This window comes from Dyella sedimenti, from assembly GCF_022760995.1.
GTDB classification, from domain to species: Bacteria; Pseudomonadota; Gammaproteobacteria; order Xanthomonadales; family Rhodanobacteraceae; genus Dyella; species Dyella sedimenti.
Map to the genome: position 1 here is coordinate 135744 of NZ_JAKWJO010000007.1, position 16893 is coordinate 152636.

Here is a 16893-nt window from a genome sequence, read left to right on the forward strand (position 1 = left end):
ACGCCAACCGTGCGCCCTCGCTACTCGTCCCAGCCCCCTACCCCATCAATCCTGCGCGAACTGCTCGTCCAGGATGCGCTGCTCCAGGTTGTGCTCGGGATCGAACAGCAGGCGCACGCCCTGTCCTTCGGACTGGCGGATCTGCACCTCGCGGATGTCGCGCACCTCGTGGTAGTCGGCCGTGGCGCTGACCGGCCGCTTGTTGGGATCGAGCACGCGCATCGTCACCAGCGTGCGGTGCGGCAGGATCGCGCCGCGCCAGCGGCGCGGGCGGAACGGGCTGATCGGGGTCAATGCCAGCACGTTGGCGTCCAGCGGCAGGATCGGGCCATGCGCGGACAGGTTGTAGGCGGTGGAGCCGGCCGGCGTGGAGACCAGGATGCCGTCGCAGACCAGGTTGGGCAGCTTCACCTCATCGTTGAGCCTTACCTCCAGGTGTGCGGCCTGGTTGCTCTGGCGCAGCAGCGACACTTCGTTGAAGGCCAGGGCGTGGTGCACCTCGCCGTCGCGATCCACCGTGCGCATCTCCAGCGGGTACAGCACCGCCGCGTGCGCCCGCGCGATGCGTTCCTCCAGCCCGTCGAGCTGATGCTTGTTCATCAGGAAGCCGACCCGCCCCAGTTTCATGCCGTAGGCTGGCGCCGGCAGCGCGCGATAGGCGTGCAGGGTGCGCAGCATGAAGCCATCGCCGCCCAGGGCCACGATCACGTCGGCCTGCTCGGGTGGCGCGTCGCCATAGTGGTCGACGAACTTGCGCCGGGCCTGCTGGGCCACGTTGGTTTCGCTGGCGACGAAGGCAAAGCGCATAGGGCCGGATGGTCGGAACGGGGCCGCCAGTTGAGCGTAGATGGACGAAGGGCGCAAGCCCGTTGCCGGGTTGCGTCCCCTGGGCCTGTTCAAAGCACCGCATGGCCCCCTTCCCCAACCCTCCCCTGCACGCAGGGGAGGGACGGCGCGGTCTTGGCTTCTCCCCTCCTCCCCTGCTGGCCGGGGGAGGTCGGGAGGGGGTCTACTGGTTCACCGGCACCTGCGCCAGCTGGGCCAGGCGGCGAACCGCGACCGAAGCGATCGGGTAGTCCGCGTTCTGGGTGAGGATCTCCGCCAGCATGTTGCGGGTATACCTGAGCGTGGCGTCGTCGCGCTGCAGCCAGGCCTGCACCGGCGAGACGTCCTTGGCGGCGCCGGTCAGCGACAGCACCTGCAGGGCCAGCGCGCGGTGCTGGTGGTTCAACTCATCCAGCAGCGAACCGCGGGCCTGGGCGTGCCAGGCGCCTTCCACCGGCAGCGCCTCGATCTGGCTGCGCAGCCACTCCAGGTCCAGCGACTCGCCCAGCTCGTAGAACACCGTGGCCACCTTGCCGATCGGCTGGCCGCTCTGCTGGGCCACCTCCACGATGTCGAGCATCGCGCGCAGCTCCGGCATGCGGGCCATGCGCAAGGCCAGCTCGGGCGGCAGGCCCAGGCCTTCCCACTTCTCCTGGCTGGTGGCGAAGTCCGCCTTGCCGGTCTCGGTGAGCGCGGCCGGCAAGGCCGCGCGCAGCTCGGTGACGCCGGCCTGGTAGCGCGCCACGTTGGCGTTGATATCCAGCGTGCCGCCCGGGCGGTTCAGCAGCCAGCGCGTGGTGTGGCGCAGCAGCGACCAGATCTGCAGGATGGCGTCGATCTGGGTGTTCTCCGCGACCTTGCCGTCCAGCGCCTCGATCTGCGCCCACAGCTCGCGTGCGTCGAGGATCTCGCGCGCGGCGGTGTACGCCTTGGCGATGGCCGCCGGCCCCTGCCCCGTGTCCTCCTGCATGCGCATCATGAAGGTGGCGCCCATGCGGTTGATGGTGGAGTTGGTCACCGCGGTGGCGATGATCTCGCGCTTCAGGCGATGGCGCTGCATGTGCTCGGCGTACTTGCCGTGCAGCGGCTCGGGGAAGTAGCGCACCAGCTCCTTGGACAGGTACGGGTCTTCCGGCACGTCCGAATCCAGCAGTTGCTGGTACAGCTTGATCTTGTCGTAGGACAGCAGCACCGACAGCTCCGGCCGCGTCATGCCCATGCCGCGCGTCTTGCGCTCGGTCAGCTCGGACTCGCTCGGCAGGTTCTCCACCTGGCGGTCGAGCAGGCCCTCGGTTTCCAGCATGCGGATGAAGTGCGCCATCGAGCCGATGCGCTGCACCGACTGGTGCTCCATCAGGGTAATGGCCTGGTTCTGGCGGTAGTTGTCCCACAGCACCAGCTGGCCGACCTCGTCGGTCATGCTGGCCAGCAGCGTATTGCGCTGGTCGAGCGTCAGTTCGCCGCGCTGCACCGCGTCGCCCAGCAGGATCTTGATGTTCACCTCGTGGTCGGAGGTGTCCACGCCGGCCGAGTTGTCGATGAAGTCGGTGTTGAGCAGCACGCCGTGCTGGGCGGCCTCGATGCGGCCCTTCTGGGTGAAGCCCAGGTTGCCGCCCTCGCCCACCACCTTGCAGCGCAGCTCGGCGCCGTTGACGCGCAAGGCGTTGTTGGCGCGGTCGCCCACGTCGGCATGCGTCTCGCTGCTGGCCTTCACGTAGGTGCCGATGCCGCCGTTCCACAGCAGGTCCACCGGCGCCTTGAGGATGGCGCTGAGCAGCTCGTTCGGCGCCAGCTGGGTGACCTCGGGCTTGAGGCCCAGCACGCCGCGCACCTCAGGCGAGATCGGGATCGACTTGAGCGTACGCGGATACACGCCGCCGCCGGCGGAGATCAGCGACCTGTCGTAGTCGTCCCAGCTCGAGCGCGGCAGCTTGAACATGCGCTCGCGCTCGGCGAACGAACGCTCGGTATCCGGGTTCGGATCGAGGAAGACGTGGCGATGGTCGAACGCGGCCACCAGGCGGATGTGGCGCGACAGCAGCATGCCGTTGCCGAACACGTCGCCGGACATGTCGCCGATGCCCACGCAGGTGAAGTCCTCGGTCTGGCTGTTGCGTCCCAGCGCACGGAAATGGCGCTTGACCGACTCCCACGCGCCCTTGGCGGTGATGCCCATGCCCTTGTGGTCGTAGCCGTTGGAACCGCCCGAGGCGAACGCGTCGCCCAGCCAGAAGCCATGCTCGACGGAAATGGCGTTGGCGATGTCGGAGAAGGTCGCGGTGCCCTTGTCGGCGGCCACCACCAGGTACGGGTCGTCGCTGTCATGGCGCACCACGTCGTGCGGCGGCACCACCTTGCCTTCCAGCAGGTTGTCGGTGATGTCCAGCAGGCCGCTGATGAACATGCGGTAGCAGGCGATGCCCTCGGCCAGTTGCGCGTCGCGGTCGCCGTTCACCGGCGGGCGCTTGACGAAGAAGCCGCCCTTGGAGCCCACCGGCACGATCACGGTGTTCTTCACCATCTGCGCCTTGACCAGGCCAAGCACCTCGGTGCGGAAATCCTCGCGGCGGTCGGACCAGCGCAGGCCGCCGCGCGCCACCGCGCCGAAGCGCAGGTGGATGCCTTCCACGCGCGGCGCGCTGACGAAGATCTCGCGGAACGGCACCGGCTTGGGCAGGTCGGGTACCTGGTGCGAATCGAACTTGTAGCTGATGTATGGACGGTAGGCGCCCTGCCATTGCTGGAAGAAGCTGGTGCGCAGGGTGGCGCGGATCAGCGCCACGAAGCTGCGCAGGATGCGGTCGTCGTCCAGGCTGGAGACGGTTTCCAGCAACGTGCCGATGGCCTCCTCCAGCGCCGTCACCTGCTCGGCGCGCGGCATGGACAGCGCGCCCACCAAGCCATCGATCAGGCCAGGGTGCGCGGTGCGCAGGGTTTCGGGGATCAGCGCCTGCATCTCGCCGCGCAGCAGGTCGCCGGCGCGCTTGAGTTCCTCGGTCGAAAGCGTTTCGCGGCGCGGGTCGAACTTGGCCAGGAACAGCTCCACCAGCAGGCCGGCGATGGCCGGGTAGCGATTGAAGGCATCCTCCATGTAGCTCTGCGAGAAGGCCACGCCGGTCTGCAGCAGGTACTTGCAGTAGCCGCGCAGCATGGCGACCTGGCGCCAGCTCAGCTTGGCGCCCAGCACCAGGCGGTTGAAGCCGTCGTTCTCGGCATTGCCGCGCCAGATCTGTTCGAAGGCGTCCTCGAACAGCGTGCCCACCTGCTCCACGCTGAAGGCCAGGCTGCCGGCGGTCTGCACCTCGAAGTCCTGGATGTACAGCGTGGCGTCGCCCACCTTCACGTCGTACAGGTGCTCGGTCAGCACGCGCAGGCCCAGGTTCTCCAGCTGCGGCAGCACCTCGGACAGGGCGATGTCGCCGCCGCTGCGGTAGATCTTGAAGCGCAGTTCCTCGGGACGGGCCTCGGGATGGTAGAAGGACATGCGCACCGCATCGTCGCCCTTGAGCTGCGACAGCTGGTACACGTCCTCGGCGGCGGCGGTAGGCGGGACGTCTTCCACGTAGCCCGCCGGCAGCGCCTTGGCGTAGCGGTTGGCCAGCACCACGCCGTCATGGTCGCCAAGCCGGGCCACCAGCGCGTCGCGCAGGTCGTCGTGCCAGTTGCGCACGATGGCGGCCACGCCCTTCTCCAGTTCGGCCACGTCGTACTGCACGTGGTCGCCGATCTTCGGGCGCACCACCACGTACAGGCGCACCAGGGCGGCCTCGCCCATCAGCACGGAGGAATCGAGGTACTCGCCGCGCATGGCGGTGCGCAGCAGCGCCTCGATGCGCTCGCGCACCGTAGTGTTGAAGCGCTCTCGCGGCACGTAGACCAGGCAGCTGATGAAGCGGCCGTAGCGGTCGCGGCGCACGAACAGGCGCGTGCGGGCGCGCTGGCGCAGTTCCAGCGTGCCCATGGCGTTGGCGTAGAGCTCTTCCTCGCCGGCCTGGAACAGCTCGTCGCGCGGCAGCGTCTCCAGTATGTGGCGCAGCGCCTTGCCCGAGTGCGAGTCGCGCTTGAGGCCGGAGCGGTCCATCACGTACTCGTATTTCTGGCGCACCAGCGGCACGTCCTGCGGGCGGGCCATGTAGGCGTTGGAGGTGAACAGGCCCAGGAAGCGCTGCTCGGCCACCGGCTTGCCGTTGGGGCCGAACTTCAGCACGCCCACGTAGTCCATGTAGCCCGGCCGGTGCGCGTGCGAGCGCGCATTGGTCTTGGTCAGGATGATGGCGTCGGTGGCGCCGGACTGCGGCAGGTCGTGCGCCACCAGCGTGCGCAGCGAGCGCGGGGCCAGCGAGCGCTCGCTGCGGTGCAGGATGCCCATGCCGGAGGTCTCGTTGGCGCGCAGCACTTCCTCGCCGTCGGCCTCGGTCACCTCGTACTCGCGGTAGCCGAGGAAGGTGAAGTTGTCGTCCGCCAGCCAGCGCAGGAACTCGGCGGCCTCTTTCACGGCGGCCTCATCCAGCGGCAGCTGCCGCGTGGGCAGCTCGGCGGCGATGGCCAGCGCCTTGTCGCGCATCTTGGCCCAGTCGTCCACGGCAATGCGCACGTCCTCCAGCGAGCCTTCCAGTTGCGCCTTGAGCGCGGCCTGGGCGGCCTCGTCGGCCACGCGGTCCACCTCGAAATGCATCACCGATTCCGGCGGCGCATCCTCCGCGCCCAGTTTGAGCAGCTTGCCCGCGGCATCGCGGGTGGCGTTGACCACCGGATGGATCACCGCGTGGATCTGCAGGTGCTCGGCCGCCACCATGGTGACGGTGTCGACCAGGAACGGCATGTCGTCCGTGACGACCTGGATGTAGCTGCGGCCGGCATGGCCGCTTTCGGGGTTGACCACGCGCACCGCGGCGTGACCCGGCTGGCGCTGCTGCATGAAGTCCAGCAGGCCGGCCACCAGCGCGGCCCATTCGGCGGGCGTGTGCAGCTCCAGGTCGCCGTCGGCGATGCGCGCGAAGAAAGCGCTGATAAAAAATTGCGCCTCATCAAGGCGCTGGGTGGGGAATCCGCTTTGCTTCAGTTCTTCGAAAACAGCCGTGGGGAAGGAGCTGTTGCTGGCCGCACGAATCGCGTTCATGGCATCTACTGTGTGGGGGAGACGGAATGAGGCTGTGAGAGCCCGCGAAGGATACGCCTCGCGTCATGGCATATCCACCTTCGCGACAAGACCACTTCGCCCGGCGACGGCCCATGACGCCCCTGCAGCAAAGCCCGCGAATCCTGCGCGGTGACCCGCGCGAATGCATCGCCGAGCGTGGATTCCCGCCCTCCCATGGCGATGAAAAACTTGCTGCCATCGCAGGTTGCCCACGCAGCCGCGCCGGCGCGCGCTCACCGGGCCGGAAGCAATACCAGTCCGCATGCCGCGCGCGCGACGCCGGCCATGCGCTGCGGCGCAGCAGCGGAAACGCCCATGCGCCGGTTACTAGCCCCTCTCCCGCCGGGAGAAATCTTCCCATCCGGACCATCGGCACAGGCCACGCGGCGGCATTGCTGGCATGATCCTCACATCCATGTCGATAAGCTCCCGCGCATGGGGACATTCTTCTTTCACGAATTTGAGACAGAATGGCCAGCCCGCGTGGACAGCCTCGTCGTTGCCGACCCGCCCGGCGCGCCCCCAGGGAGGCGTGAAAGGCCGCCAGGTGGCAAGGCCATGGCTCTACAAATTGTAAACTGTACGGTATAGTCCAAGCTCGTCTGTCTTGAGCCATGACTGCCACGTCCCCGTTCCCGCCCTAGGCCTACCCCGTGAGGGGCTCGGGAGCACGCGGGGCGGTCGTGCGCTCGAAACGCCAGCTCGACCCTTGTCCTCGCCTGGAGGGGCGACGACGTGCTGCATCCCCCGACCACCATCTTAAGAAAGAAGAATGGAGCCCACATGAAGTCCTCGTCACTGCGCACACCCCTGTTGTGCCTTGGCCTGCTCACGCTGACCGCCTGTGGCAAAGGCAAGGAACAAGGCCCGCCGCAGATGCCGCCGCCGGAAGTCGGCGTGGTGAAGGTGCAACCGCAGACCGAGCCGCTGCGCAAGAGCCTGGTGGGCCGTCTGTCCGCGTTCCGCAGCGCCGACGTGCGCGCCCGCGTGTCCGGCGTGGTGCTCAAGCGCGTCTATACCGAAGGCACCGACGTCAAGCAGGGGCAACTGCTGTTCCAGATCGACCCGGCGCCGTACCAGGCCGCGCTCAATTCCGCCCAGGCCGCGCTGGCCTCGGCCAAGGCCACCTACGCCAATGCCCATGTGGTCGCCGAGCGTGACCGCGCGCTGATTCCCCAGGGCTACATCTCCCGCGCCCAGCTGGACGCGGACGAGGCGGCCGAGCGCTCGGCCGCGGCCGGCGTGCAGCAGGCCGAGGCCGCGGTGGTCACCGCCAGGGTCAACCTGGGCTATACCAACGTCACCTCGCCGATCGACGGCCGCGCGGGCCAGCAGCAGGTGACCGAGGGCGCCGTCGTGGGCAACGGCACCAGCGATGCCGGTGCCAGCGCCACCCTGCTGACCACGGTCGACCAGCTCGACCCGCTCTACGTGAACTTCACCATGAGCGTGACCGACATGGACCAGATGCGCCGCGCCGCGGCGGGCGGCAACGTCACGCTGACGCAGCCGAACAAGGCCACCGTGACGATTACCCTGCCCGACGGCACGCCGTACGGCCAGGAAGGCACGCTGGACTTCTCCGACACCACGGTCAACCCGGCCACCGGCGCGGTGAACCTGCGCGCCGTGCTGCCCAACCCCGACCGCACCCTGTTGCCCGGCCAGTACGTGACCATCAGCGCCAACCTGGGCGAGCAGCACAACGTGTTCCTGGTGCCGCAGGCGGCCGTGCTGCGCGATACCGTGGGCGCCTACACCATGGTGGTGGGCGCCGATGGCAATGTCGTGCGCAAGGACGTCACCGCCACCGACACCAGCGGCAGCAACTGGGTCGTGACCAGCGGCCTGAAGGCGGGCGACCAGGTAGTCGTGTCCGGCCTGCAGCAGGTCAAGGCGGGCGCGCCGGCCAAGGCCACCCCATGGCAACCCAACCAGAACCCGGGCACGCCCGGCGCCGCCGGCACCAAGCCGGGCGCGTCCCAGGCCGGCGGCAAGCCGGCCAACGGGCAGTAACCCAGGGAGCTAGATCATGCCCAGTTTCTTTATCGACCGCCCCATTTTCGCGTGGGTGGTGGCGATTCTGATCAGCCTGTGCGGCACCATCTCGGTGCTGAACATGGGCATCGAGTCGTATCCGAACATCGCCCCGCCGCAGGTGACGGTCAACGCCACCTACCCGGGCGCGAGCGCGGACACCACCGAAAAGACCGTCACCCAGGTGATCGAGCAGCAGCTCACCGGCATCGACCACCTGCTGTACTTCAGCTCCTCGTCCAGCTCCAGCGGCACGGCGACCATCACGCTGACCTTCGAGACCGGCACCGACCCGGACATCGCCCAGGTGCAGGTGCAGAACAAGGTGGCGCTGGCCACCCCGCGCCTGCCCACCGAGGTGAACCAGCAGGGCGTGGTGGTGGCCAAGAGCAACCCGGACTTCCTGATGTTCGTGGCGCTGACCTCGACCAACCCGGCGATCGACGGCGACAAGCTCACCGACATCGTGTCCTCGCAGGTGCTCGACCAGATCGGCCGCATCCCGGGCGTGGGCAACACCCGCCAGCTCGGCGCCGAATACGCCATGCGCGTGTGGATCAACCCGGACAAGCTGCAGGGCTATAGCCTGTCCGCGTCCGACGTGTTCAACGCATTGAGCGCGCAGAACGTGCAGTTCGCCGCCGGCTCGCTGGGTTCGGACCCCGCGGTCAATGGCCAGGGCTTCAGCGTGACCGTGTCGGCCGAGGGCCGCTTCACCACGCCAGAGGAATTCAACAACATCATCCTGCGTGCCAACCCCGATGGCACGGTGGTGAAGCTCAGCGACGTCGCCCGCATCGACTTCGGCCCGCAGAGCTACGGCTTCGCCGCCACCTGGAACGGCATCTCCACCGGCTCGTTCGGCGTGCAGCTGCTGCCCGGCGCCAACGCGCTGGACGTGGCCACCGCCGTGCGCGCCAAGATGGAAGAGCTGGCCAAGAGCTTCCCCGAAGGCGTGACCTGGTTCGCCCCGTACGACTCCACCACCTTCGTGAAGATCTCGATCAAGGAAGTGGTGAACACCCTGGTCGAGGCGATCATCCTGGTGTTCCTGGTGATGCTGCTGTTCCTGCAGAACATCCGCGCCACCGTGATTCCCACCCTGGTGATCCCGGTCGCCCTGCTGGGCACCTTCCTCGGCCTGCTGCCGCTCGGCTTCACCATCAACCAGCTGACCCTGTTCGGCATGGTGCTGGCCATCGGCATCGTGGTGGACGACGCGATCGTGGTGATCGAGAACGTCGAGCGCATCATGAGCGAGGAACACCTCTCGCCGAAGGAAGCCACGCGCAAGGCCATGGGCCAGATCACCGGCGCGGTGGTGGCCATCACCGTGGTGCTGGCGGCGGTGTTCGTGCCGTCCGCGCTGCAGCCGGGCGCCTCGGGCGTGATCTACAAGCAGTTCGCCCTGACCATCGCGGTGTCGATGGGCTTCTCGGCGTTCCTGGCGCTGTCGTTCACGCCGGCGCTGTGCGCCACCATGCTCAAGCCGACGCACACGCACAAGCAGAACATCGTGTTCCGCGCGTTCAACAACGTGTTCGACCGGGTGACGCACACCTACTCCGGCCACATCGGCAGTGCCATCAAGCATGCGCCGCGCTGGATGATCGTGTTCGTGCTGGTGGCCCTGCTGTGCGGCTTCCTGTTCACCAAGCTGCCCACCAGCTTCGTGCCCGACGAGGACCAGGGCTATGCGCTGGCCATCGTCTCGCTGCCCCCGGGCGCCAGCCTACAGCGCACGCAGCACGTGATGGACGAGATCCGCGGCGTGCTGCAGAAGGATCCGGCCGTCGACGGCGTATTCCAGATCTCCGGCTTCAGCTTCGTGGGCCAGGGCGAGAACACCGGCATGAACTTCATCCGCCTGAAGGACTGGGACGCGCGCGACGTCACCGCCGCGCAGTTCATCCAGCAGGCCAACATGAAGCTGCATGCCATCCGCGACGCGCAGATCTTCGTGGTCAACCTGCCCACCATCCGCGGCCTCAGCCAGTTCGGCGGCATCGACATGTACCTGCAGGCGCGTGCCGGCCAGTCGCGCGACGAACTGACCGACGCCCGCAACATCCTGCTGGCCAAGGCGGCGCAGAGCCCGGCCCTGGTCGGCGTGCGTCCGAACACGCTGGAAAGCGCCCCGCAGCTGGACCTGAGCGTGGACCGCCAGCAGGCGCAGTCGATGGGCCTGTCGGTCAGCGACATTTACAACGCGATCCAGCTCACGCTGGCCCCGGTGTACGTCAACGACTTCTCCTACGGCGGCCGCGTGAAGCGCGTGATGGTGCAGGCCGACGCGCCCTACCGCATGGGCCCGGAGGCGCTGCAGCACATCTACACGCCGAGCACCCTCGCCACCGCCAGCAGCTCGCCCACGGCCAACAACATGATCCCGCTGGCCAGCGTGGTGAAGGCGAAGTGGGACATGGCCGCGCCGGCCCTGACCCGCTACAACGGCTACTCCGCGGTGGAAATCGTGGGCAACGAGGGTCCGGGCTACTCCACCGGACAGGCCATGGGCGTGCTGGAAGGCATCATCAACGACAACCTGCCCAAGGGCTTCGGCTTCGACTGGACCGGCCAGTCGTACCAGGAAATCCTCGCCGGCAACGCGGCCATGCTGCTGATGGTGCTGTCCATCTTCATCGTGTTCCTGTGCCTTGCCGCGCTGTACGAGAGCTGGTCGATCCCGGTGTCGGTGCTGCTGGTGGTGCCGCTGGGCGTGCTGGGCGCGGTGGTGTTCACCATGCTGCGCGGCCTGCCCAACGACATCTACTTCAAGATCGGCATGATCACGGTGATCGGCCTGGCCGCGAAGAACGCGATCCTGATCGTGGAGTTCGCGGTGGAGCAGCAACAGGAAGGCAAGACGCTGCGCGAGGGCGTGGTCCATGCGGCCCGCCTGCGACTGCGCCCGATCCTGATGACCTCGCTGGCCTTCATCCTGGGCGTGTTCCCGCTGTTCATCTCCACCGGCGCCGGCGCCAACGCCCGCCACGCCATCGGCACCGGCGTGATCGGCGGCATGCTGTTCGCCACCTTCCTGGGCCTGCTGCTGATCCCCGTGTTCTACGTGGTGGTACGCCGCATGCTGGGCGACAAGATGGACGAGGTCTCGCAGAGCATCCGCCACGCGCACGGCGGCGGCGAAGGCGGCGACCACGGCAACCCACCGCCAGGCAACACGCCGCCACAAGGTGGCAACGGCGGCGGCAATGCGCCAGGCAGCATGCAACCGTTCGACTCGGACCCGCACCGCGGCTCCTGATCGAACCTGCATCTTCCGCAAGACAAAAGCCCCGGTCGCAAGACCGGGGCTTTTCATTTACATCAGGCCCAACAAGGCCAGTGCAGGCACTCCACCCCTGCGTGCAGGGGGAGGTTGGGAGGGGGTGCTTGTGGTCACGCCGAGATCGTGAACATGCCCCCCAACATGACCGCACCTTCAATGCCAATTGGCGGCAATGACAGGCGCCAGAGTGTTTGCATAATCCGAGGCCAAATGGATCTGCCCCATGGCCGGCGGCGAGAACGACGCCATGGCCGACACCAGCGTATTCACCTGGCCACTCGACAACGCCTGTCCATCGGCCGTCTTGAAACATTCGATCTGGTTGTTCGTGCTCGAATACCAGTTCTTGATGGCCACACTATCGTCCGTACCGATAACACTCACCTCAAGATCAAGCCCGTCGCGGCGGAACCACAACTGATCGGCACCGATACCTTCGCCAAAGGCCAACACGTCAGTAACACCGCCGTACGTACTGGTTTCGACAATGGTGTCACGGCCGTCACCCAGGTTGAACACGTAGGTGTCGCCATAGGCGCTGCCGTAGATCGTGTCGTCGCCCCTACCACCTTCCAGCACGTTGTCGGTGGCATAACGGTCCACCTTCAGGGTGTCGTTGCCGTCGCCACCGTACAGGCGGTTACTTCCTGTACCACCGTCCAGCACATCATCGCCTATGCCGCCATGCAGGTCGTCATTGCCGTCACCGCCGGTGAGTGTGTCGTTGCCCTCGTCGCCCCACAGGCTGTCGTGGCCCGCGCCGCCGTTGAGCTTGTCGTCGCCGGCGCCGCCCTGGATAAGGTCATTGCCGTTCCAGCCGTTCAGCGTGTCGCTGCCGTCCGCGCCGGCAAGCACGATGGCCCGCGCAGCCAGCGTGTCCGGCGTCCATACGGTACCGTCGGCAAACTCGAAGCGTTCGATAAAGACGGTACTGTTCCAACTGGTAGCGAACCAGCCGGCGATCGTGATGCTGTCGGTACCGTTGATATGCGTCAGCAGCAAGTCATTGCCACGACGCAGGACCTGGATATCGTCGGCGACAATACCCTCGCCAAACGCTACGACATCCTTGCCGCCCCAGCTATACGTCTCGGTGATCGTGTCACGGCCGTCACCCAGGTTGAACACGTAGGTGTCGCCATAGGCGCTGCCGTAGATCGTGTCGTCGCCCCTACCACCTTCCAGCACATTGTCGGTGGCGTAGCGGTCCACCTTCAAAACGTCGTTGCCGTCGCCACCGTATAGGCGATTACGCCCTGTACCACCATCCAGTACATCAGCACCCGCTCCACCATACAGGGCATCATTGCCAGCGCCGCCGTTGAGGATGTCATTACCTGCGCCACCCACCAGGAAATCATCCTTGGCCCCTCCACTCAATGAAGAGCCGTCTCCCGGGGCGAATATCAGGGTCCATTCGCCAAGGCTCAGACGCTGAGGAAACGATTGCCCTAAAGCCTCCGATCGGCCCTGCTGAGCCAAACGATCCAGCATCGAAGCTAGTGCCGACATGTAATCGACCTTATCGGCGGTGAATGATGGCACCAGCGTCAATAGGTCGATGAAGTCGACTGTAGCGCGCAGGCTATCGGATGCGAATGCCTGCGCCACTCGGGGTAATACCGCTGAAAAATCCAGGGCAAAACCGTCCGCGCCCAAGGTCAGCCCCACCGCATCAATGTAAGGCTTCAGGCGCGTCTGCAAGGCCAGTTGCTGATAGGCCCCGTTGAAGAAGGTGTCATAGACTTTGAAGTAGGCGGAGACATTGCTTTGGCCCCACCACAGATCGGCGGTAGGCGTTTCGCCGAGCAGGACTTGGGCGATGCGGATCTTGCGGACGGTACCATCGTCCAACTCCGTGACTGTCTGGTCCACTTTCTGGCTGGGCGTCAGCCGGATGACGTTGTCGGAACTGGCGCTTTCGATGGCGCCGGAGGCATGCAGCGTAATGCCCTGGTTGCTCCACAGCGGGCTGGTTCCGGCCCAAGCCAGGAGGATGTCGCCCAGCAGGGCTTGCTGTCCTTCGCGGGTTTGGACGGCGGAAAAACCGCGTACCAGTTGTGCAAGTTCGGGCGATAGCGCGCAGGCTTCGCGCAAATCGCGCAGGCCGCCCATGCCTTGCATGCTCGCCAGTGATTGCAGTTCCGGCGGAATCTCCACCGCATCGCCGAACTTGCTGTGCAACGCATCGTTGTCGAACTCGAAGTCTTGCATCACTTGCGTGGCCAGGGTGCCGTCGTCGTTGCGGCGGGTGTAACTGCCGATACCCACCACGGCACCGCCGTCCACCGAGGTATTCGCGCTGGCGTGCGCCAACGAAAGGCTGACAATGCCAAGTTCGTCCAACGTGGATAGCTCGCCGGCCTGGGAAATGCCGTCGCCATTCCGGTCGCGCCAGATGCGCAGTGAGGCGAAGGCTTCGTCGGATGCGTCGATTACGCCATCACCGTTGCTATCCAGATCGGCCAATGCCTCGAAGCCAGTAGCGGCATGCTGACCATTGCGCAATACAGTCTGGTCGCCAAACAGTTCGCGCCCATTGTCGATGGCACCATTGCCGTCCAGGTCACGCACCAACAGGCCGTCATTGCTACCGACCCACCCGGACGCGGTGCGGATACCGTCGCCGTCGTTGTCGAACAAGGCGCCAGCCCAGTTGCTTTCGGCACTCGTCGTGATCTTGCCATCGCCATCGAGGTCTAGCGCCAAGGGATCGTAGCGCTCGATGCGGTAAGTTTTGCCATAGATAATGGCGCCCGCGGCAACTTCCAACTGCGGAAGAAGCGAGCCGAAAATATCCGGCAGCCATCCGCCTAGTTTCTCTAGCTGCGCCTTCAAGTCGCTGGCAAGCCGATCAAGGGCGCCGGGTATTGCGCCCGATTCGATATCGCCCCACCAGTTATTGGTCAATAGCTGGCCTGGTGTGCCATCCGCATCGTTCCAGAAGTTTCCTAGGCCATGTGCGCGGGCAATGTCCGCAAGCTTGAGCCATTCACTCAGCGTCCCGTAGCTTGATAGGTCAGCGGCCTCGGCAGCGCTCGCATACATCGCATCCTGGCCAATTTGATCAGATAGGCGCGAGATGGGATCGAAGATATCCCGATGATTGGTTACCAATCCCATGGCGGCGTCGGGGTTCAAGCCATAGCGCTCCGCGATGTTGTAGCCGCCATAGGCATTGAAGGTCTCGGCATGCACGCCGTAAGCGGCTGCCAACATCTGCGCCACCGTACCAGCCAGGGAATGTCCCGTGGCGCTGACGTCCGCCCTACTGATGCCGTTTTGATCAGCGTAGTTGAGCGCCCATTGCATGGCGGCATTGGCATCAGTCCATTGGGTCGGCGCTTCGCCATTGGCCATCGCAAAGTCAGCCAATACGTCGTGGATGTCGGTGAAGTCGGTGCCAGGGCTGGATACAACGAGCTCACCAGTTCGAGTATTTTTAAAAACAGCTCCTTGATAACCATCGGTCGAAAGAGATGTCACATAGAGGACCTCATAACGATCTCCCACCCCAGCCACCAACTGGCCAACAGTTAGGTTCTTATAGACAATTGACGATAAATACGCATAGTCATTAGTTGAAATAGTCATAATATCTCTCCTTGGTTTAATTACTTCACTCGAATGGCTACATGAATGCCGGGCATGTGTTCACGCGAAGCTGATAAAGGGAAACATGAATCGACGTCAGATCGCCCAAAAATGCATTTGACTTCCCATTGAAAGCCCGCTTGAAAGTCTCTTTGCGAAATTCCAGTACTAGCATGGCGTCCATTCAGAGCATGAATAGTTATATCGACACCAAGCAACTTCCAAGAGCACGTCACTCTTGGCTCGTAATAGTCTCGATATATCTCAAACGTGCCCTTATTCCACGAAATAGCCACATTGCCTTTCGGATAATCAATATTTCCGCCCAAGCCATATCGGTAATCGATATTGCTGCAATCCTTCGATAGGTTTCCGTATTGAGCGCTCACAGTTACCGCGTAAACCCCCTCATCGCCTTCTGGGGTTACGACTAATTCGAGCTTCTCGTGCGGCGAGGCGTTCACTGCCGGCGGGGAGAGGTCTTTCTTCCCGCAGCTGGCGAGCAACAGGGCAACGGCAAACCATGAAATGGCGCCTGCACACCATTTCGCGGATGGCAACATGATCGGCCCCTTACCAAGCATCCTCAGCGCTCCCGCATCGACTCCGACACGCCCCTGACCAAGGGATCGAGGACGAACTCGATTACCCGTCGCTTGCCCGTGTTGATCTCCGCGCTCAGCGCCATGCCGGGAGTGAGATTCACGGTGACGCCATCCACCACGAGCGTGGAGCGCTTCAGGCGAATGTTGGCCTGGTAGATCAGGCCCAGTTTTTCGTCCTTGATAGCATCATGCGAAATACTCTCCACTTCACCTTCCAGATAGCCATAACGGGTGTAGGGGAAGCTCTCGATCTTTACGGTGACGCGCTGACCGGGACGGACAAAGCCGATGTCCTTGTTGAGCACGGTGGCTTCGACTTGCAGTGGCTCGTTTTCCGGCACGATGGAAAGCAAGGGCTGGGCGGGCGTCACGACGCCGCCTACCGTGTGCATGGCGAGCTGTTGCACCGTGCCGTCGACCGGAGCCCGCAGGTGCATCCAGGCGTCGCGTTGCATCGCCTTGGCCAGCTCGGGTTCCATCTGCCGAATCTGTTCCTGAGCCTGGCGAAGCTCGTCTTGCCACTGCCTGCGCGTGTCGGTGGTGGTGACCACCCGTTCCCTTTGTGCCCCGACGATGGCCGAGCGCAGTTCTTCCCGGCGGCTGAGCTGCCCGGCCAGGTCCCGCTCGGCGTTGATGCGCTCCTGCTTGCGCAGCATGTATTCCTGCCTGGGAACGTAGTTGTTTTCCAGCAGGGCTTCGTAGTCCTTGACCCGCGCCCGGGATATCTCCAGGTACTGCTCCAATGGCACGATGGCCGATTCCACCGTACGAAGCTCTGCCTGTTTCTGCGCCACCGTCGCTTCCAGGCTCTGCTTCTTGGCCTGGTAGGCGGCGTACTGGCTAGCCGCGAGCGTGCGTGCCGCCTCGAAGCGCTCCACCGGCAACCCTTCGCTGTTGGCCATGGCCGGTGGCTGGCCGGTGTCCATCGCTTCGATCAGGGCGCCAGACCGTGCCGCTGCCAGCCGTGCGCTGAGCAGTGCTTCCTCCGCTTTCCTGCTATCGGCGGCGGTGGCCGAGGTGTCCAGCTCGATCAGCAGGTCACCTTGCCGCACGACCTGGCCATCCTGCACGAGAATGCGCCGTACCACGGCGGTTTCCGCGGGCTGTACGGTTTTGGTCCGGCTGGTGGTGACCGTCTTGCCCGGTGCCACCGCGACCATGTCCAGCTGCCCCAGGCAAGCCCACAGCAAGGCCGTGGCGAACAACGCCATGATGATGCCCATGGTCCAATGCGGTGCCGGGGAAAGCGGCGTTTCCACCAGTTCAAGCTGGGCGGGAAGGAAGGCAAGCTCCTCGCGCGTGCGTTTTACTGGTTGCAGGCTATGGCGTTGGCGCCATGCGTCGCGGAACACTTGTCCATAGCGACGCAATATTTCGGACAGGGCATCGATGCGAAGGCCCAT

The 16893-nt window shown here is 65.0% G+C and carries 7 protein-coding genes; 2 read left to right on the top strand and 5 right to left on the bottom strand.

Going from position 1 to position 16893, the window contains the following annotated elements; all coding sequences use genetic code 11:
• Positions 1 to 45 precede the first annotated feature (45 nt).
• Positions 46 to 807 (bottom strand): NAD kinase, encoded by a 762-nt coding sequence (locus MJ605_RS15055; RefSeq protein WP_243042363.1) that lies wholly within the window; start codon positions 805 to 807, stop codon positions 46 to 48.
• 202 nt (positions 808 to 1009) lie between these two features.
• Positions 1010 to 5944, bottom strand: a complete 4935-nt coding sequence (locus tag MJ605_RS15060) for an NAD-glutamate dehydrogenase (protein ID WP_243042364.1) — start codon at positions 5942 to 5944, stop codon at positions 1010 to 1012.
• Positions 5945 to 6748: 804 nt separating this feature from the next.
• On the opposite strand from MJ605_RS15060, the gene MJ605_RS15065 reads away from it, so the two are divergent.
• Positions 6749 to 7981 carry an efflux RND transporter periplasmic adaptor subunit gene (locus MJ605_RS15065; RefSeq protein ID WP_243042365.1) on the top strand — a complete coding sequence of 411 codons (1233 nt, stop codon included), beginning with the start codon at positions 6749 to 6751 and terminating at the stop codon, positions 7979 to 7981.
• A gap of 16 nt (positions 7982 to 7997) precedes the next feature.
• Positions 7998 to 11267 (top strand): multidrug efflux RND transporter permease subunit, encoded by a 3270-nt coding sequence (locus MJ605_RS15070; protein ID WP_243042366.1) that lies wholly within the window; start codon positions 7998 to 8000, stop codon positions 11265 to 11267.
• Positions 11268 to 11444: 177 nt separating this feature from the next.
• On the opposite strand, the gene MJ605_RS15075 is transcribed toward MJ605_RS15070, so the two are convergent.
• From MJ605_RS15075 to MJ605_RS15085, 3 genes are read right to left on the bottom strand one after another with little or no spacing between them, the layout of a single operon-like run.
• Positions 11445 to 14885 carry a calcium-binding protein gene (locus MJ605_RS15075; protein WP_243042367.1) on the bottom strand — a complete coding sequence of 1147 codons (3441 nt, stop codon included), beginning with the start codon at positions 14883 to 14885 and terminating at the stop codon, positions 11445 to 11447.
• A 20-nt stretch (positions 14886 to 14905) separates the two neighbouring features.
• The gene (locus tag MJ605_RS15080) at positions 14906 to 15448 is read right to left on the bottom strand and encodes a hypothetical protein (RefSeq protein WP_243042368.1); all 543 of its coding nucleotides are present in this window, start codon (positions 15446 to 15448) and stop codon (positions 14906 to 14908) included.
• 23 nt (positions 15449 to 15471) lie between these two features.
• Positions 15472 to 16893, bottom strand: a complete 1422-nt coding sequence (locus tag MJ605_RS15085) for an HlyD family type I secretion periplasmic adaptor subunit (protein WP_279237597.1) — start codon at positions 16891 to 16893, stop codon at positions 15472 to 15474.